Raw genomic sequence first — 16,712 nt, 5'->3', positions numbered from 1 at the left:
CCTCGCGGCGGGCATCAGAGCAGGGGCAGGTCGAGAAGGGAGCGCCCGAGCCACGTGTTCAACAGATGCGTGGTCGGGGACATGACATGGGCGGCGCGGGCATCGCGGTGCAGCCGGCCGATCCGGCCCGACTCCGCGTAGCCGCGCCCGCCCATGAGCATCATCGCCGTTTCCGTCACGGCGGTCACCGTCTCGGCCACCTTGGCCTTGGCGGCGAACAGGGCGAGCGGAGCCTGCGGCGCGCCGTGGTCGCCCTGGCGCGCGGCGTGCCGGACGAGCTGGCGGGTCGCCTCGATCTCCGTCCAGGCCTGCGCCACCTGATGCCAGAGGACCGGGATCTCGCTGAGGCTTTCGCCGGTATGGTCGTGGTGCCGCTGCTTCAGGTGCGCCACCGCCTCGTCCAGCGCCGCGCGCGCGATGCCGAGATAGACACCGGCCATGGCGATGAGGAAGTAGGGCGCCACCACCTCGAACACGTACCAGATCTGGTCGCCCTCGGCGCCCAGCAGGTTCGCGCCGGGGATCCGCACGCCGTTCAGCCTGAGCGAACGCGAGCTGTTGCCGCGCATGCCGAAGCCCTGCCAGGGCTTGCCCCATTCCAGCCCCTGGGCGCCGCGTTCCACGGCGAGGCAGGTGAAGGCGCCCGGATCGAGTTCGGCACCGGGCGGCACGGCGGAGACCACGTAGGAATCGGCATGGCCGCCGTTGGTGACGAAGCTCTTCTCCCCGTCCAGCACATAGCCGCCGTCGCTGTCAACGCCGGCACCGTCCGGCCGGAACCGGGCGCGGGGCAGGAAGAAATGCACGCCGGTCCCGGGTTCGCTCAAGGCCAGCGTGGTGATGTGCCGCCCCTCGGCGATCGGGCGCAGGAAGCGCTCCTCCTGGTCGGCCGTCGCCTTGGCGGCCAGCACCTTGGCCGCGACGCTGTGCATGCCGAAGCACATGGCGGTCGAGCTGCAGGCCCGCCCCAGCTCCTCGGTGACGACCGCCAAGGCGAGAAGCCCCTGCTCGTGCCCGCCGAGCCGGAGCGGGATATGGAGCGCCGTCAGGCCAGACGCGGCCAGCGCCGCCATGCCGGCGGCCGGCCAGGCGCCCTCGCGGTCCACCGCCTCGGCCGCGGGCGCCAGCACCGTCCGCGCGACCTCCGCCGCCGTGTCGCAGAGGCCGGCGAGGGCGGGAGCGAGGTCGGTGGCAAGGTCGATGGGGGAGCCGATGGCGGACATGGGGTGCAGCCTCCTGCATGCGGACCGCGGCTTTTTACACGGCCCGCCGCCCCCACGCGACCGTTAAGACCGCCCTTCCCATCAGCCGGCGCGCACCTCGCGGATGAAGCGGTCCACTTCCGCCGTCAGGGTGGAGGCCTGGCCCGCGAGGCTGTCGGCGGCATCCAGCATCTCGGACGCGGCCCGGCCGGTGCCGCGGGCGGATTCCTCGACGCCGGCGATGTTGGAGGACACCTCCTCCGTTCCGCGGGCGGCCTGCTGGACGTTGCGGGCGATCTCCTTGGTCGCGGCGTCCTGCTCCTCCATGGCCGAGGCGATGGAGGTGGCGATCTCGTTCAAGCGGGTGATCGTCACCGCGATCTCGGCGATGGCGTCCACGGCTTCGCCGGTCGCTGCCTGCATGCCGCCGATCTGGGCGGAGATCTCCTCCGTCGCCTTGGCCGTCTGGCTGGCGAGGTTCTTCACTTCGCTCGCCACCACCGCGAAACCCTTGCCGGCCTCGCCCGCGCGGGCCGCCTCGATGGTGGCGTTCAGCGCCAGCAGGTTGGTCTGGGCGGCGATGCCGTGGATGAGCTGCACCACCTCGCCGATCGCGCCGGCCTGGGCCGCCAGCGCCTGCACCGTCCGGTTGGCGCCGGTCGCCCGGTTAACCGCCTCGGCGGCGACCGTGGCCGACTGCTCGACCTGGCGGCTGATCTCGGCGATGGAGCCGGACATCTCCTCCGCCGCCGTGGCGACGGTGTGGACGTTGGCCGAGGCCTGCAGGGTGGCCGAGGCGACGGTGGAGGCCTGGGCCCGGCTCTCCTCGGCGACCGAGGAGAGCTGCCGGGCGTTGCCCTGCATCTGAGCCACGGCGCTGGAAACCTGCGAGACGACGGTCTTCACCGAGGCCTCGAACTCCTCCGCCATGCGGTGCATCAGCGCCCGGCGCTCGGTCTCGGCGCGGGATTTCTGCTCGGCCTGCTCGGCCTCCATGCGCTGCTTGGCGACCGCGTTTTCCCTGAAGACCAGGACGGTGCGGGCCATCGCGCCGATCTCGTCCTTGCGGTCGTGGCCCGTGACCTCCACCGCGTTGTCCCCGCCGGCCAGCCGCTCCATGATTCCGGACAGGGCACGGACCGGCACGGCGATGCCGCTGCGGGCAATGAGGACGGCCAGCCCGAGGCAGAGCGCGATGCCGACAAGCGCCGTCGCGAGCACGAGCCTGTAGGATTTGTCCGTGCTGTCCGTCGCGGCGGCGGAAGCCGCATCCATGCGCGTCAGGATCTCGTCGATCAGCTTGCTAAGCTCCGTGCCCAGCGCCTGCAGCGCTGGTTCCACGGCCTCGGCCATGAGCTTGGCCGCCAGCGCCTTGTCTTCGGAGAGCACGGCCTTCTGCACCGCGTTCGACAGGAGCGCGATCCGCTGGAACTCGGCCTTGAGAGCGGCGACCCGCTCGTGCGTTTCCGGCAGCCGCTCCGACCGCTCGAACCAGGCCAGGGCACGCGCTTCGCTGCTCTCGATGGTCGAGACCAGGTTGGCCGCCGCGTCCAGGTCGTCCTCGGCGATCATCCTGTAGGTCAGCCGGGCTATTTCGGACAAGATACGGTTGGCCCGCGGCAGGCTGCTCGCCGCCATCGCCTCATGCTCGATGAGTTCGGAATATTCCGCATCGATGGCCGTCATCGAGGAGAGCGCGTAGAGGTTCGTCCCCAGCGTCAGGAGCCCCATGAGGAGAAGGGACGCCATGATCTTGGTGGTGATGGACAGATTCTTCAGGCTCATGGCAGAAGGCCGCTCCGGCTGGCTTGGATCCGTGGGGGTTGATCGAAACGGAAACTATTTCCCGGATGTATGAAAAAAGGCCTAAGCGCCTTCCGACCCCGCCAGTTTAGACGTCCGGATACCTGCAAAAGGTAATATGCATTTTGTTGCAAATTCCCGGATTTTAGGAGAATATCCCCGAGCGGAACAATCCGCCTTCCCGGATTGAGGGTGTGGAACGTGACCAAGCGGGTCCTGATCGCCGAGGACGAAGTCCTGATCGCCATGGGTTTCGAGATGGCCTTGGAAGAGGCCGGGTTCGAGGTGACGCTCGCCTATGACGGTCTGTCGGCCCTGGACCGGTACGCAAGCGAACCCGCCGATCTGGTCATGGTCGATGTCGGGCTTCCGAAGATGAACGGCCTGGATCTCGTCCGCATGATCCGGCAGCGGAATCCGGACCAGCGGATCCTGATCGTCAGCGGCAACATCCACCGGGGCACCATCCACGACGGCATCCCGGGCGAACCGGTCCCGGTGCTGACCAAGCCCGTGTCCTTCAAGGACTTGGTGAACGCCGTCCGCAACGGCCTGAGCGAGGCGGTCGCCTGACCGCCCCTCCCCGCCACGTCCCCGCACCCGGAAAGCCCGCCGCATCATGAAGCACCTGATCGTCGCGGATGACGACACCACCATCGCCCTCGGCTTCAAGCTGATCCTGGAGGGGGCGGGCTACCGCGTCACCGCCGTCCATGACGGGCAGGCCGCGCTGGAGGCGTTCCAGGCCGACCCGGCCGACCTGATCCTGACGGATGTCCGGATGCCGCGGATGGACGGTCTGGAACTGGTCCGGTGCGTCCGTGGCCGTTACGCCCCGGACCTCCCCGTCGTCATCGTGAGCGGCTCGGTCGATCCCGACGAGATCGTCGTGAACAGGCGGGCTCCCCCGACCGCCGTCCTGGCGAAGCCCGTGGGCGTGTCGGAGATCGTGCGCGCGGTCCGCGACCTCCTTCAGTCCGCGGTGGAGATGGCCGCCTGACCGGTTCCGGCCGGTTCCACGAAGCGCCCGCCGCCTTACAAGAGGTAGAACTTTCCGGTTAATTCCCGAATGACCGGTTGTTCTGCCCCGGCTTTCGATCCAGATTCCCTTTCAAGGCGAAAATCGCCGCCTTGAGCTGGGAGGAGGGACCGGCTGCAGTGGACAGAAAACATGTGATCGTGGCCGAGGACGAAGCCCTCATCGGTTGCGCGCTCCAGATGATGCTGGAGGATGCCGGCCTGCGGGTCACCGTGGCCCAGGACGGGATGGAGGCGCTCAATGCCTATGCGCGCGATCCGGCGGACCTGCTGATCACGGACATCCGGATGCCCAGGATGACGGGCTGGGACCTGATCTACCGCCTGCGGACGGACTTCAACCCCGAATTGCCGGTGATCGTCGTCAGTGGGCACGCCCAACACAACCCCATCATGATGGACGGGGCGCGGGCCAGCACCTCGATCCTGAGGAAACCGGTCGACGCCCGCGCGTTCCTGTCGAATGTGGAAACCGCGCTCGGCCTGGGAAAGGAACGGGTCGCCTGACCGGACGGTCATCCGAAAAGACGCACTACCGTTCCTTCACGTAAGGCACGCCGCTCGCCTTCGGGGCCACGGCGCGGCCGACGAAGCCGGCGAGCAGCAGCACGGTGAGCAGGTAGGGCAGCATCTGGATGAACTGCACGGGGATCACGCCGATCCACGGCAGGGGCACGCCCTGGAGCCGGACCTGGAGCGCGTCGGTGAAGGCGAAGAGCAGGCAGGCGAACAGCGTCGGCCAGGGCCGCCACTTGCCGAAGATCAGGGCGGCCAGCGCCAGATAGCCCTTGCCGGCCGTCATGTCGCGCACGAAGCCGGCGCCGTGCGCGATGGAGAGATAGGCCCCGGCCATGCCGGTCAGCAGGCCGGAGATCACCAGCGCCTTGTAGCGCAGACCGGCCACGGAGAGGCCCGCCGTGTCCACCGCCGCCGGGCTTTCCCCCACCGCCCGCAGCCGCAGCCCGAAGCGGGAGCGGAAGAGGACCCAATGCGTCACCGGCACGGCGGCCAGCGCCGCCCAGACCAGCAGGTTGGTGTCGTCCACCAGTTCCCGGTAGACGGGTCCCAGCACCGGAATTCCGCCCAGCGCCTCGACGCCCGGCATGGGGATCTGCGGCAGCCGCGCCGAGCCGGGCAGCATCGGCGTCTGGCCGCCCTGGGCGAACCAGGCGAAGGCGAGCGTCGGGGCCAGCCCGATCGCCAGGATGTTGATCGCCATGCCGGAGACCACCTGGTTGCCGCCGTGGGTGACGCAGGCGAAGCCGTGCACCAGCGCCAGCGCCAGCCCGCCGGCCATCCCCGCCAGCAGCCCGAGCCAGGGATCGCCCGTGACATAGGCCGCCGCCGCCGCGAAGAAGGCGCCGGTCAGCATCTTGCCTTCCAGCCCGATGTCCACGACGCCGGCCCGCTCGCTGTAGAGGCCGGCGAGGGCGGCGAGCACCAGCGGGGTCGCGACGCGGATCGTGGCGTCCAGCAGCAGCAGGGCCGTGGTGAGGGCGTCCTCCATCTCAGCCCCTCCCCTGGATCGTGGATACTGCGGCGCGGCGGCGGCGGAACAGCGCCTCCACCCTTGGCCGGAACAGGTTCTCGAGCGCGCCGGCGAAGAGGATGACGAGGCCCTGGATGACCATGACCAGCTCCCGGTTGACGCTGGGATACTCGAAGGCCACCTGGGCGCCGCCCTGCGCCAGCACGCCGAACAGGAGGGCGGCCAGCAGGATGCCGACGGGGTGGTTGCGCCCCATCAGCGCCACAGCGATGCCGACGAAGCCCGCTCCGCCCACGACGTTCAGCATCAGCCGGTGCTGCACGCCGAGGATCTCGTTCACGCCGACGAAGCCGGCCAGCGCGCCGGAGATCAGCATGGCGACGATCATGACGCGCGCCGGGCGGATTCCGGCATAGACCGCAGCCCGCTCGTTCCGCCCGACGGTGCGCAGCTCGTAGCCCCAGCGCGTGCGCCACAGGAACAGATACACCAGCACGCAGCAGGCGAGCGCCCACAGGAAGGACAGGTTCAAGGGCGAGGGCGGAACGGCGATCCCGAACCAGCCCAGCCCCTGCTCCATGGAGGGCAGCCAGACGCCGGGATCGAACTCGCGCGATTCCGGCGCCTGCTGGCCCGGCCGGATCAGCACATCGACCATCAGGTAGGTCATGAGCGACGCGGCGATGAAGTTGAACATGATCGTCGTGATGACGATGTGGCTGCCGCGCCGGGCCTGGAGCCAGCCGGGAATCCAGGCCCAGGCCGCCCCGAACAGGGCCGAGGCGAGGATCGCCGCGGCAGCGGCGAGCGGCCAGGGCCAGCCGGTCAGCGCCAGCCCGACCAGCCCGGCCCCGAGCCCGCCGATGGTCGCCTGCCCCTCGCCCCCGATGTTGAACAGCCCGCAATGGAAGGCGACCGCGACCGCCAGCCCCGTGAAGACGTAGTTGGTCGCGTAATAGAGCGTGTAGCCGATGGCCTCGGGGTAGCCCAGCGCCTCCTGAACCATCAGCCCCAGCACGTCCAGCGGGTTCTCCCCGATCGCCAGGATGACGGCGACGGACAGGGTGAAGGCCGCGAGCAGGTTCAGCAGCGGCAGCAGCGCATGATCCACCCAGCCCGGCACCGCTCCCGGCACCCCCGTTCCGCCGCCTGCCATTCCGCTCCGTCCCTCCGTCGATCCAGAAACGCGTGCAACCGAAACCTACCCTGCCGCCGCCCCCGCCATCATCAGCCCGAGCCGGCGTTCGTCGGCCCCAGCGGGATCGACCTCCCCGACGATCCTGCCGTCGAACATGACCAGCACCCGGTCGGACAGGCCCAGGATCTCGTCCAGCTCGACCGACACCAGCAGGATCGCCTTGCCCTCGTCGCGCAGGGCCACCAGCCGCCGGTGGATGAACTCGATGGCGCCGATGTCCACGCCCCGCGTCGGCTGCCCGACCAGGAGCAGGCCGGGGTTCCGCTCCATTTCCCGGGCCAGCACGATCTTCTGCTGGTTGCCGCCGGAAAAGCCCGACGCCGGCAGGCGCGGGTCGCGGGGGCGCACGTCGTAGGCCTCCATCTCCGCCTCGCAGCGGGCGCGCACGGCGCGGCGGTCCAGCAACAGGCGGCCGTTGTAGGCCGGGTCGTCGTGATGGCCGAGGATGGCGTTCTCGTCGGCCGAGAAGCCGGTCACCAGCCCGACACGCTGCCGGTCCTCCGGCACATGGCCGACGCCGAGGCCCCGCAAGCTGCGGGCGTCGAGCCCGCCCGAGGGCAGCTCTTGGCCATGCAGCCTCACCCGCCCGCCGGCGAAGGGAAGCATGCCGCCCAGAGCCTCCAGCAGTTCGGACTGGCCGTTGCCCGACACGCCGGCGATGCCGACGATCTCGCCCGCCCGTACCCGCAGGTCCACGCCCCGCACCCGCTCGGCACCCGACGGATCGCGGACGCGCAGCCCCTCGACCGCCAGCACCTCCGCGCCGGGCCGGGCGGGCCTCTTGTCGACGCGCAGCTGAACCTTGCGGCCGACCATCAGCTCGGCGAGCCGTTCCTTGTCCGTGTCGGCGGTGCGGACGTTCGCCACGACCTCGCCCCGCCGCATGACGGTGACGTTGTCGGTCAGCTCCATGATCTCGCGCAGCTTGTGCGTGATGATGACCAGCGTCTTTCCCTGGTCGCGCAGCGCGCGCAGGATGCGGAAGAGGTGGTCCGCCTCCTGCGGGGTCAGGACGCCGGTCGGCTCGTCGAGGATCAGGATGTCGGCGCCCCGGTACAGCGCCTTCAGGATCTCCACCCGCTGCTGCGCGCCGACCGGCAGATCGCCCACCGGCCGGTCCAGCTCGACCTCCAGCCCGTAGTCGCGGGCCAGCCGGGTCAGCTCCGCCCGCGCCCGCGCCATGCCGCGCGTCAGGGTCCATCCCCCCTCCGCCCCCAGCAGCACGTTCTCCAGCACGGTGAAGGGGTCCACCAGCATGAAGTGCTGGTGGACCATGCCGATGCCGGCCGCCAGCGCGTCGCGCGGCCCGCGCACAGCGAGCGCGCGGCCGTCCACCAGGATCTCCCCGCCGTCGGGCTGCAGATAGCCGTAGACGATGCTCATGATCGTCGACTTGCCGGCCCCGTTCTCACCCACGATGCCATGGATGGTGCCCTTCGGCACGGACAGCGACACGTCGCGGTTGGCGTGGTTGGCGCCGAACCATTTGTTGACCGCGCGGGTTTCCAGCGCGGGCGGAACGGGAACGGGCATGCCGGGCGGCCGGCCGGTCAGGGCGTGTAGGGCTTCACCTGGATCTCGCCGGCGATGATCTTCTTCCGGGTGTCCTCCAGCGTCGCCTCCATCTCCGGCGTCACCAGGGCGCGGTTGTGCTGGTCGAGCGCGTAGCCGACGCCCTCCTCCTTGAGGCCGAGCGTGCTGTGGCCGGGCTTCCAGCTGCCGTCGCGGGCCGTCCGGAAGCAGTCGTGGACGGCGACGTCCACCCGCTTGACCATGGAGGTCAGGATCTTGCCGGGGTGCAGGAAGTTCTGGTTGCTGTCCACCCCGATGCCGAGCTTCCCGGCGTCAGCCGCCGCCTGCAGCACGCCCAGGCCGGTGGCGCCGGCCGCCGCATACACCACGTCGGCGCCGCGCCCGAACTGGCTCTTGGCGAGCTCCGCCCCGCGGGTCGGATCGTTCCAGGCCATCGGCGTCGTGCCGGTCATGTTGGCGAACAGCTCGGCCGAGCCGTTGGCGTGCTTCACGCCTTGCTCGTAGCCGGTGAGGAAGTTGCGGATCAGCGGGATGTCCATGCCGCCGACGAAGCCGACCTTGCCGGTCTTCGACGCCATGGCCGCGGCCATGCCGACGAGGAAGGAGCCCTCATGCTCCTTGAAGGTGATCGACTGGACGTTGGGCAGGTCCACCACGGAATCGATCAGGCAGAATTTCGTGTTCGGAAACTCCTTGCCCACCCGCGTGACGGGCGTCGCCTGGGAGAATCCGACGGCGGCCACGACCGTGGCGCCGCGCCGCGCCATGTTGCGCAGGGCCTGCTCGACCTGACTCTCGCCCGTCGGCTCGAAGTCGCGGTAGGCGATGCCGGTCTCGGCCTTGAAGCGCTCGGCCCCGGCGTGGGCGGCCTCGTTGAAGGATTTGTCGAACTTGCCGCCGAGATCGTAGACGACCGCCGGCGAGAAATCCTGCGCCTGCGCCGCGCCGGACGGGCCGAGCCCCCCGCAGAAGGCAACGGTGACCGCGAGAACCGTGGCGAAGCGCTTCATCATGGCAGTCCTGCTTCCCTGTCGTCGTGACGCATCAGGGAAGCATAACCGACAGGCCGGGGCGCACAACAGGTGATTGAACGCCGGGCAGGTGATTGAACGCCGGGCAGCGGAACGGGCCGCCCCCAGCTTACCCCTGGCGGCGCTCCGCGTCAGCGCGCGGCCAGCCCGGCCGGCACCGTGGCGTGCGCCGCGCGGGCGAGGCGGGCGCGGATCTCCCGTACGGCGGCGTTCAGGATGGCGAAGGCCATCAGCGACTGGACGAACAGGAAGCCGCAGAGCAGGACGGCGGCGATGGCGAAAACGAGCGTTTCCATGACGACTCTCCTCGAAAGAACTTGAAGGGGAGCCTAGGCCCGGCTGGCGCTCGGGGAATTGATCCCGGTCAAACACCGCCGAATGTCACAGGATACGGCCGTGCCGTCACCGCCCCTGGCCGGCGGCACCCTGGACCGGCACCACGGCCAGCGACGTTCCGCGGTAGATCAGGATGCTGTCGGACGAGCGCACGCCGTTCCCGGCGATGGTCTCCAGCGCGCGGCTCATGTCGCGGTCCACGGTGAAGCTTCCCCCGAAGCGGGAGGAGCCGCCCTGCGCCACCTCCAGCGTTTCCTCCCCCATGGGGCGGAGCGTCAGGGTCAGCTTTCCCATGGCGCCGGCGAGCGCGATGGCCTCCGCCTGGGCGGGTGTCGCCTCCAGCGTCGCCGTGTCGCCGGCCTTGGGCAGCTGGGTCTCCAGATCGACGGAGCTTTCCATGGACAGGACCCGGACGCCGGTGGCGACCGTCTCGCTCCAGTTCCGCTGCTTCAGGACCGCGGCTTGGGATTGGTCGTCCAGCGCGTCGGTGTAGATCACGTCCACCCGGTCGCCAGCCGAGATGAAGCCGCCGACCGCGGTGGCGGGATCGATGGCGACGCTGACCGCGCGGTATCCGGCGCGCAGGGCGAGCGGCACGAAGCGGGATTCGGTCGGCTTCACGACACCGTGCCGGGACACCGGCCGTCCGGCCGCGACCGCTTCGAGCAGCAGGGCGCCGCGCAGCCCGGAAGGCCGTGCCCGCTCCTGAACGAAGACCGACGTGGGGTCCGCCGACGGGTCCGCAGGGCTCCAGGCGAGATCGCTTTCGGCCAGCAGGCTCCCGGCGGGAAGCGCACGCGCGGCGACCAGCATGACCGGGCCGGCCGGGCGTTCCCCCCGAAGCGCCGCGGACAGGGTTTCCACGCTCGTGAAGGCTCTGCGCCGGGACGGTTCCTCGCTGTCCGCGAAGGCGCTGCGCAGCGAGAGCGACACCGTGCCGATTTCGTTGCCCAGGGCCACCGCCTCGGCTTCCTCCGGCGTGACCTCGACGGTGATGGTCTTGGCCGGCTTGTTCTTGTCGTCGTTGCCCCTGATCTCCTGCCCCACCCCCAGGACGCGCGCGTTGCGGGCCACCACCTCGGAGATGTGGCTGGCCTCGCGCCGCGGACCGTCGGGCAGATTGACCTTGTGCGCGAGAATGACGTCCACCTGGTCCCCAGGCTTCACGAGGCCGGCCAGCCCCTGCGCCTCGTTCACCTTGATGGTGATGGCGCGGAATCCGTCCTTGAGCGCGACCGCGACGATGCTGGAGCCCTCGCGCTTGACCAGCTTGGCGTCGGTCACCGGCTCGCCCGCGAAGAGCGGCTGGCGCGCGGCCGAACCGGCGAGGCGGCGGACGGCGTCGGGCTCCTTGTCGCGCGTGACGTAGCTCTTGTGCAGGTTGCTGCTGGGCCAGCGCTGCCAGACGAGGTTGCGGTCCGACACGGTCTGGCCGATCTCCAACTCGGCCCCGGTGACGAGCACGTCGGTCATCGGCGTCGCGTGTTCCGCCACGAGCTGGCGCTCACGGTTGTTCAGATAGCTGCGCGTCAGCAGGACCGCCGCCACGGTGGCGAGAAGGGCGGCCGCCATCAGGATCCATCGCATCATCGAATATTCCCCACGCGCTCGTCAGGATGCCGGCAGGAAGCGCAGCGCTTCGTTCCAATTCACAAGGGCGCCGCCGCCGATGGCGACGCCGTAGGGCACGCCCTCGCCCGGCGTGGCCAGCCGAGCGAGCCAGCTGGGGGCACCGGCGGTAAGGGGCCGGCGCCGCAGGGCGAGCAGCGCCAGCGTCAGCACGCCCCCGATCAGCGAGACGGCCAGCCCCCAGGCCGGCAGCGCGCCCCAACCGAACCACAGGGCCAGCACCGCGCCGAGCTTGACGTCGCCGCCGCCCCAGAGCCCGGCCCGGTGCAGGAGCACGCCGGCGAGAAAGACCGCGAGCCCCGCGCCGGCATGCGCCAGCAGGACGGTCCAGGCGGCACCGCCCGCCAGCCCGCCGACGAGGAAGGCCGCCACAAGCGCCACCGACACCCCGTCCGGGATCTCCATGGTCCTGAGATCGCTGACCATCGCGACCGCCAGCGAAGCCGCCAGAACGGTGAGCAACAGGGTTGCGATCATCGGTCCGTCCCCGGTCTCTGGGGCACCGGGTTCGTCGAACCCAGAGTCGCGCCGCCGGAGAGATCCTTGGCCGGTGCCAAAGCCCCGCCAGGTCTCCCGGAGGGTGTCCCTGCGGGTGCCGCGGCGGAGGTTCCGGCGTGCCGCTCCGAGGCTCCGGCAGCGCCCGGCGGCACATCGTCCGGCGCGCCGAGCTGATCCAGCAGGGCGAGGTTGGCGTGGATGCGCTCCGGCGCTCCGGGCAGGGCCGCCGCGCGATTCAGAAGGCCGCGCGCCCGGCCGACGTCGCCGGCCAGGGCCAGCGACATCGCGTAGTTGTTCAGCAGCGCCGCATTGCCGGGATCCCGCTTCAGCGCCCGCTCGTACAGGGAGGAGGCGGCCTCGTGGTCGCCCAGCCGGTCCTCCGCCATCGCCAGCGCGTGCAGCGGGCCGGCATCGTTCGGCGCGACCTTCGCTGCCTGTTCCAGCGTCGCCTTGGCCTCCTCGGGCCGGCCGGCAACGATCTGCATCTTGCCCAGCTCGACCAGCAGTTCCGCGTCCGGTCCCGAGGAGTCCAGCGCCGCCCTCAGGCGGGCGATGCCCTCGTCGGCCGCGTCGCTCCTCTGGAGGCTGCGGGCGAGCGCCAGCACGACCTCCTTGTCCTTCGGGCGTTCGTCCGCCAAGGCGCGGTAATGGGTCGAGGCCGCCTGGTGGTCGCCTTCGGCCTCGGCCTTCCGGGCGGCGGCCGTCAGATACCGGTCGATGCTGGACTCCGGCGTGGCCGCCGGACCCGTCGTCTGGCAGGCCGCCAGAAGCCCGAGCGCCACGGCGGACGCCGCGAGCCGCCGGGGATCGAACCGTTTCTTAACCGAAGCCATGCTTGTTTTCCTGTGTGGGCCCGTGCCGTCACGTTAGAGTCAGAGGGTCAAGGGATGCTTAAAGCGCTGCTGATTTCCGCCTTCGCCATCGCGGCGGCAGGGCCGGCGGCCCAAGCGGCCGATGAGGTGCTGCGGGTCGGCGGTGACCGGCTGGTCGAACTCGCCCTCACCGACGATGTCGGCACCATCCTGGTCGCCAACCCCGCCGTCGCCGATGTCGCCCCGGTGGACCAGCGGCGGCTCGCCGTCATCGGCAAGGCCCCGGGAAGCACCAGCCTCCTGGTCTTCTCGAAGAGCGGGGAGCGGCTGGTGAACACGACGGTGGTGGTCGGCGGGACGGACCCCTGGACGATGACCGTCCATCGCGGTGCCGCCGAAAGCAGCCTCACCTGCGCGCCGCGCTGCGTGTCCGCCGCAGGGCAGGCCCCGTCCTCCGCGCCGGCCTCTGCGTCGGCGGCCCCGGTTCCGGCAGCACCCGCGGCAACTCCCGTTCCCGCACCGGAAGGGGACTCCTGAAAAGGAGCGCCGGTCACGGAAGGGCGGCCCGCGCGCTGCCCACCAGCGTGACCGCGGGGATCGGCACGATGGCGGCGGAGACCGTGAAGTCGAAGCTGGCGCGGACCGTCACGAAATCGACGCCGCCCGCCGTCTCGCGGTCCACCTCCACCGTGACGGAATCCGGGTCCATGCCCGGCAGACGGCCGAGCGCCTGGTCCGTCACCTCGCTCTCGCCGGCGTCCTGGTTGACCATCACGTAGCGGCTGGCTTCGTCGGCGGCGTGCTGCAGCGTGCTCCAGATCCAGTAGGCGCGCCCCGCCTCCATCATCCCGATGAGCAGCGTGAGGGCGAAGGGCGCGATCAGCGCGAACTCCAGCGCGCTTACCCCGCGCCTCCCGAGCCGAAGGAATCCGGGCCGGCAAAGGTGATTGGAGATCGGCGCGTCCGGCCGCGTCATTGGATGCGGACTCGCGCGCTGGCTTCCAGCGTCATGGGGCTGTCGATGCCGGGCCAGGGCATCAGGGGCGTGTAATCCCGCCGCGCGTCGATCTGCATGATATCGTAGGGGGGGACGCTGTCCTCGCAGCGGTCGCGGCAGTCCGCGTCGTCGCCGTCCGGGCATTCGCAGAAGCGCGTCGCGGCGACCGTCGTGGATTCGGCCTCCTCCATCAGGGCACCCTGCACAGCCAGTTCCACGGCGGCGGGTCCGGCCCCGGTGTCCAGCGCGTACTGAAGGCCGGACCGGACGGCGCTGGTGAGCGCCATCCGTTCCCGCACCGCTCCGCCGTAATCGACGATGCCGGCGAGCAGGAACAGGATCACAGGCGCGAGCAGCGCGGTTTCGACCGCGGCGTTGCCCGCCCTGGTACCCCTGCGTGCGCCCGTGCGCGCGTCATTCGACAAGCCGGATGGCCCCGCCCGCGTTGATCGTTTCGACCGCTGTGTCATCGCAATCGCTCCCGAGGGACGAACTTCCGGTGAAATTGACCCGGCGGGCGACGAGCTGCACGCAGCCGCTGCCCGCGCCGAGGTTGCCGCTGAGGGAAACCCCCTGGTTGGGGAAATAAAATGCACCCTCCAGGTCTATGTCGGCGCCGCCGTTGATGGTGTTCTGGTAGCTGTTGCCGCTGTTGCCGGCGGGCGCGGCGGGGTCCTGGAAGAACAGCATCCCGGCGTAAGCCCCCTGCCCCGGGGCCTTGAGCGCGATGTTTGCGCCTCCGTTTATGCCCACCGTGGCGAAATCGTTGCCTGACCCCGTCAGCACGATGGTGACGCCCTGCGCGCCGGTGCAGCCGGTGCAGGTGAGGGTGGCGCCGCCGTTCACGGTGAAGCTGCCGCCGTCCACGATGTAGGTGCCCGGCGCGAAGTTCACCGTGGTCTGCGCGCGGAAATCCATGCCCGAGCAGTATCGTCCGGGCGTGATGCTCCCGCCGCCCGCCTGGTTGCTCCGGTAATTGGTGGCGTCGCACGGCCCGTCCGCGGGAATGGAGCGGCCGGCATAGGGATCGACCACCGCCGGCGCGTTCGTGCGCGGGGGAAGGTCCGTCGTCAGCCGGTCGTCGGATGCGCTGTAGCCGCCGACGGTCGTCAGGGAGCGCACGGTGGCGTCGGCGCTGCCGCCCACCGCGATGGCGGTGGGGCTGTTCGAGTTGGCGGCCAGGACGCAGCCCGGCGTCGTCACCGTGGCGTTGCCGGAAATGTTCAGAGCCTGGGACCCGGTGGGGTCGAGCGCGAGGACGCAGGCGGTCCCCGCGCTGTTGACGGCCGCCGTGGCCCGAACGGTGATGACGTAGGACTCGTCCGCGAACAGGCGCGCGAAGAGGAGCGGCACGGAGCGGGTCAGGATGACCTCGACCGCTTCCTCGTCCCCGCTGGCCGGTCCATCGTCGGGCGGCGTGTTCACCGTGATGTCGGCGATGCCGGCCCCGAAGCCGTAACGTTCGGCTTCCCGTTCGGCGGCATCCACCTCGTCGCCGCTTCCCGACAGCAGGTCATAGGCCGCGCCCAGGGCGGCCATGTCCGCCGCGGTCTGCATTTCGCGCCGTTCCAGGTACCATGAACCGACCTCGGTGCCGAGGGCGACGAAGCCGATCAGGACGGGCATCACCAGGCCGAACATGATCCCGACGGCCCCACGGCGGTCGCGAGTCACACACGCCATGGCTGGTCTCCGTCCGTGTCCCTTGAAAGCGGCGGGATTGCCCGGATGCGTTGCAAGCGGACAATCCTGCCGTTTTCCCGACTGATGGATCGTCAGACGCTCGCGAACAAATCGTTGAACAGGGTTTCCAGCTGGTCGCCGAGCAGGGTCATCACGCCCGCGATCACGATGGCGATGCCTGCGGCGATCAGCCCGTATTCGATTGCGGTGGCGCCGCGGCGGCTTTTCAGCGTGTTGGCGGCGGACACGATGAGCGAGTTGATGAGCATGACGCAACCTCTTTTGGTCACAAGTGGGACTGATCGAAGTATCGGCCGCCTAGTCTTAAAAGGAGGTTAAGGGACGAGGGCCATTGCATCCGGAGAAAGCCGCACGTCCGCATTTTTTGAAGAGTTTGCTTCTTAGAATTTTTCTATTCTCTTAGCCATAAACAGTCCCGATACATCCTTGCTGAAGCAGGAAACAAAGTAACCAAGCGCATTCCCTAAAATAATAATCGCAATATTCGAGTAATTTTAGGCGATTCTGAAATGCTGCAACGCGACGACATCCCGAGTTCCTGTCTCGGTGCATCGCCCCGCTCCAATACGCGGCGCACGGAGCGGCCACTCACGGGCGGGAGGGGCCCGCAAAGAAAAGGAGCCTCCCGCCCCTTGGGCGGAAGGCGTTGGAACTCCGGCCAATCCGGACGGCGCAGCCGGCCTCAGGCTGGGCTTCCCGCCGGTTCCTTGCCGCCGGGAATCTCCTCGGATTCAGTACGTATCAGCACGTTGATGCGGTCCCGGTCGTTCAGGAGCAGGCTCGACCCCTGCCGCTGCATCAGGTTCGACCGCATCAGGTGGCCGAACGCGCGTGCCACCACGTCCGTGGTAGTTCCTGACCAGGCGGCGATGTCCCGGTGATAAGGGGCCGGGTCGATGACGTAGCGCCCCTGTTTCGTCAGGTCGGGCGTCGCCAGGCGGAGCAGTTCCGCGTAGACGCGCTGAGGGCCGGTCATCGCCGCCAGATTGGCGATCCGCTGGTCGGCGCGCCGGATGATGCCGGCCATCTTTTGCAGGAGACGCATCGCCACCACCGGCTGCTGCATCAGCATGTCGAGAAAGGCCTGCTTCGGGCAGACGGCGATCACCGCCGTGTTGACGGCGACGGCGTCCGCCGAACGGCCCTTGCCGTCGATGACCGACAGTTCGCCGAAGGCGTCTCCCGGCCCGAACTGGGCAAAGTTGATCTCGCGCTTGCCGTCCAGCCGGTGGAAGATGCGAATGTTCCCATCCGCCACGAAATAGACGCCGTCGAGCCGTTCGTCGGCGCCGAGGACGATGTCGTCCGGCGCGCAATGGAACCAGTCGGACGCGCGCTCCAGTTCGAGGACCGCCGATTCCGGCAGGCCCGCCAGGAGCTTGCTGCCGGCCATGGTCCAACGGAACTGGCCGGCGACATACGTCAGGCGCTGCATAGTCTGG

Annotated in this window: 19 protein-coding genes; 4 read left to right on the top strand and 15 right to left on the bottom strand. The window is 69.6% G+C overall.

Annotated elements, in window-relative coordinates; genetic code table 11:
• Positions 1-14: 14 nt before the first annotated feature.
• Together JUB11_RS26105 and JUB11_RS26100 are read right to left on the bottom strand one after the other, a co-directional pair.
• On the bottom strand, positions 15-1,223 hold the full coding sequence (locus JUB11_RS26105; RefSeq protein ID WP_207461722.1) for an acyl-CoA dehydrogenase family protein: 1,209 nt from the start codon (positions 1,221-1,223) through the stop codon (positions 15-17).
• A gap of 81 nt (positions 1,224-1,304) precedes the next feature.
• On the bottom strand, positions 1,305-2,987 hold the full coding sequence (locus JUB11_RS26100; protein ID WP_207461721.1) for a methyl-accepting chemotaxis protein: 1,683 nt from the start codon (positions 2,985-2,987) through the stop codon (positions 1,305-1,307).
• A gap of 219 nt (positions 2,988-3,206) precedes the next feature.
• On the opposite strand from JUB11_RS26100, the gene JUB11_RS26095 reads away from it, so the two are divergent.
• The 3 genes from JUB11_RS26095 to JUB11_RS26085 all read left to right on the top strand — a co-directional run bounded on the left by JUB11_RS26095 (position 3,207) and on the right by JUB11_RS26085 (position 4,550).
• Positions 3,207-3,578 (top strand): response regulator, encoded by a 372-nt coding sequence (locus JUB11_RS26095; protein WP_207461720.1) that lies wholly within the window; start codon positions 3,207-3,209, stop codon positions 3,576-3,578.
• Between the two features lie 46 nt (positions 3,579-3,624).
• Complete coding sequence (locus tag JUB11_RS26090; protein WP_207461719.1) at positions 3,625-4,005, top strand: response regulator; 381 nt, start codon at positions 3,625-3,627, stop codon at positions 4,003-4,005.
• 179 nt (positions 4,006-4,184) lie between these two features.
• A complete protein-coding gene (locus JUB11_RS26085; protein WP_207461718.1) occupies positions 4,185-4,550 on the top strand; it encodes a response regulator in 366 nt (121 codons plus the stop codon).
• Between the two features lie 25 nt (positions 4,551-4,575).
• Here JUB11_RS26085 and JUB11_RS26080 read toward each other — a convergent pair whose 3' ends face one another.
• From JUB11_RS26080 to JUB11_RS26045, 8 genes are all read right to left on the bottom strand, one after another.
• Positions 4,576-5,550, bottom strand: coding sequence for an ABC transporter permease (locus JUB11_RS26080; protein ID WP_207461717.1), 975 nt, complete (start codon positions 5,548-5,550; stop codon positions 4,576-4,578).
• A gap of 1 nt (position 5,551) precedes the next feature.
• Positions 5,552-6,688, bottom strand: a complete 1,137-nt coding sequence (locus JUB11_RS26075) for an ABC transporter permease (RefSeq protein WP_207461716.1) — start codon at positions 6,686-6,688, stop codon at positions 5,552-5,554.
• A 45-nt stretch (positions 6,689-6,733) separates the two neighbouring features.
• On the bottom strand, positions 6,734-8,263 hold the full coding sequence (locus JUB11_RS26070) for an ABC transporter ATP-binding protein (protein WP_207461715.1): 1,530 nt from the start codon (positions 8,261-8,263) through the stop codon (positions 6,734-6,736).
• A gap of 17 nt (positions 8,264-8,280) precedes the next feature.
• On the bottom strand, positions 8,281-9,273 hold the full coding sequence (locus tag JUB11_RS26065) for a BMP family ABC transporter substrate-binding protein (protein WP_207461742.1): 993 nt from the start codon (positions 9,271-9,273) through the stop codon (positions 8,281-8,283).
• A gap of 152 nt (positions 9,274-9,425) precedes the next feature.
• Positions 9,426-9,590 carry a hypothetical protein gene (locus JUB11_RS26060; protein WP_207461714.1) on the bottom strand — a complete coding sequence of 55 codons (165 nt, stop codon included), beginning with the start codon at positions 9,588-9,590 and terminating at the stop codon, positions 9,426-9,428.
• Positions 9,591-9,696: 106 nt separating this feature from the next.
• The gene (gene cpaB, locus JUB11_RS26055; protein ID WP_207461713.1) at positions 9,697-11,220 is read right to left on the bottom strand and encodes a Flp pilus assembly protein CpaB; all 1,524 of its coding nucleotides are present in this window, start codon (positions 11,218-11,220) and stop codon (positions 9,697-9,699) included.
• A gap of 21 nt (positions 11,221-11,241) precedes the next feature.
• A complete protein-coding gene (locus JUB11_RS26050) occupies positions 11,242-11,736 on the bottom strand; it encodes a prepilin peptidase (protein WP_207461712.1) in 495 nt (164 codons plus the stop codon).
• Entirely contained in the window at positions 11,733-12,590 is an 858-nt protein-coding gene (locus tag JUB11_RS26045) for a tetratricopeptide repeat protein (RefSeq protein WP_207461711.1), read from the bottom strand. Before JUB11_RS26045 ends, JUB11_RS26050 begins: the two co-directional genes overlap by 4 nt.
• Positions 12,591-12,644: 54 nt before the next feature.
• On the opposite strand from JUB11_RS26045, the gene JUB11_RS26040 reads away from it, so the two are divergent.
• On the top strand, positions 12,645-13,106 hold the full coding sequence (locus tag JUB11_RS26040) for a pilus assembly protein N-terminal domain-containing protein (protein ID WP_207461710.1): 462 nt from the start codon (positions 12,645-12,647) through the stop codon (positions 13,104-13,106).
• Between the two features lie 13 nt (positions 13,107-13,119).
• Here JUB11_RS26040 and JUB11_RS26035 read toward each other — a convergent pair whose 3' ends face one another.
• From JUB11_RS26035 to JUB11_RS26015, 5 genes are all read right to left on the bottom strand, one after another.
• Positions 13,120-13,545, bottom strand: coding sequence for a TadE/TadG family type IV pilus assembly protein (locus tag JUB11_RS26035; RefSeq protein WP_207461709.1), 426 nt, complete (start codon positions 13,543-13,545; stop codon positions 13,120-13,122).
• Positions 13,542-13,991 carry a TadE/TadG family type IV pilus assembly protein gene (locus tag JUB11_RS26030; protein ID WP_207461708.1) on the bottom strand — a complete coding sequence of 150 codons (450 nt, stop codon included), beginning with the start codon at positions 13,989-13,991 and terminating at the stop codon, positions 13,542-13,544. The genes JUB11_RS26035 and JUB11_RS26030 overlap by 4 nt, the downstream gene beginning before the upstream one ends.
• Entirely contained in the window at positions 13,981-15,249 is a 1,269-nt protein-coding gene (locus JUB11_RS26025) for a pilus assembly protein TadG-related protein (RefSeq protein ID WP_207461707.1), read from the bottom strand. Before JUB11_RS26025 ends, JUB11_RS26030 begins: the two co-directional genes overlap by 11 nt.
• Before the next feature lie 92 nt (positions 15,250-15,341).
• Entirely contained in the window at positions 15,342-15,518 is a 177-nt protein-coding gene (locus JUB11_RS26020; RefSeq protein ID WP_207461706.1) for a Flp family type IVb pilin, read from the bottom strand.
• Positions 15,519-15,952: 434 nt separating this feature from the next.
• A complete protein-coding gene (locus JUB11_RS26015; RefSeq protein WP_207461705.1) occupies positions 15,953-16,705 on the bottom strand; it encodes a Crp/Fnr family transcriptional regulator in 753 nt (250 codons plus the stop codon).
• Positions 16,706-16,712: the final 7 nt, after the last annotated feature.

This window comes from Azospirillum sp. SYSU D00513, assembly GCF_017356015.1.
GTDB lineage: Bacteria > Pseudomonadota > Alphaproteobacteria > Azospirillales > Azospirillaceae > Azospirillum.
This window is presented reverse-complemented; position numbering and strand designations above follow the sequence as displayed.

Bases quoted from the DNA above. Each gene is read 5' to 3' on its own strand.
- JUB11_RS26105 (WP_207461722.1), bottom strand. From the start codon at position 1,223: ATGTCCGCCATCGGCTCCCCCATCGACCTTGCCACCGACCTCGCTCCC.
- JUB11_RS26100 (WP_207461721.1), bottom strand. From the start codon at position 2,987: ATGAGCCTGAAGAATCTGTCCATCACCACCAAGATCATGGCGTCCCTT.
- JUB11_RS26090 (WP_207461719.1), top strand. From the start codon at position 3,625: ATGAAGCACCTGATCGTCGCGGATGACGACACCACCATCGCCCTCGGC.
- JUB11_RS26080 (WP_207461717.1), bottom strand. From the start codon at position 5,550: ATGGAGGACGCCCTCACCACGGCCCTGCTGCTGCTGGACGCCACGATC.
- JUB11_RS26075 (WP_207461716.1), bottom strand. From the start codon at position 6,688: ATGGCAGGCGGCGGAACGGGGGTGCCGGGAGCGGTGCCGGGCTGGGTG.
- JUB11_RS26070 (WP_207461715.1), bottom strand. From the start codon at position 8,263: ATGCCCGTTCCCGTTCCGCCCGCGCTGGAAACCCGCGCGGTCAACAAA.
- JUB11_RS26065 (WP_207461742.1), bottom strand. From the start codon at position 9,273: ATGAAGCGCTTCGCCACGGTTCTCGCGGTCACCGTTGCCTTCTGCGGG.
- JUB11_RS26060 (WP_207461714.1), bottom strand. From the start codon at position 9,590: ATGGAAACGCTCGTTTTCGCCATCGCCGCCGTCCTGCTCTGCGGCTTC.
- cpaB (WP_207461713.1), bottom strand. From the start codon at position 11,220: ATGATGCGATGGATCCTGATGGCGGCCGCCCTTCTCGCCACCGTGGCG.
- JUB11_RS26050 (WP_207461712.1), bottom strand. From the start codon at position 11,736: ATGATCGCAACCCTGTTGCTCACCGTTCTGGCGGCTTCGCTGGCGGTC.
- JUB11_RS26045 (WP_207461711.1), bottom strand. From the start codon at position 12,590: ATGGCTTCGGTTAAGAAACGGTTCGATCCCCGGCGGCTCGCGGCGTCC.
- JUB11_RS26040 (WP_207461710.1), top strand. From the start codon at position 12,645: ATGCTTAAAGCGCTGCTGATTTCCGCCTTCGCCATCGCGGCGGCAGGG.
- JUB11_RS26035 (WP_207461709.1), bottom strand. From the start codon at position 13,545: ATGACGCGGCCGGACGCGCCGATCTCCAATCACCTTTGCCGGCCCGGA.
- JUB11_RS26025 (WP_207461707.1), bottom strand. From the start codon at position 15,249: ATGGCGTGTGTGACTCGCGACCGCCGTGGGGCCGTCGGGATCATGTTC.
- JUB11_RS26020 (WP_207461706.1), bottom strand. From the start codon at position 15,518: ATGCTCATCAACTCGCTCATCGTGTCCGCCGCCAACACGCTGAAAAGC.
- JUB11_RS26015 (WP_207461705.1), bottom strand. From the start codon at position 16,705: ATGCAGCGCCTGACGTATGTCGCCGGCCAGTTCCGTTGGACCATGGCC.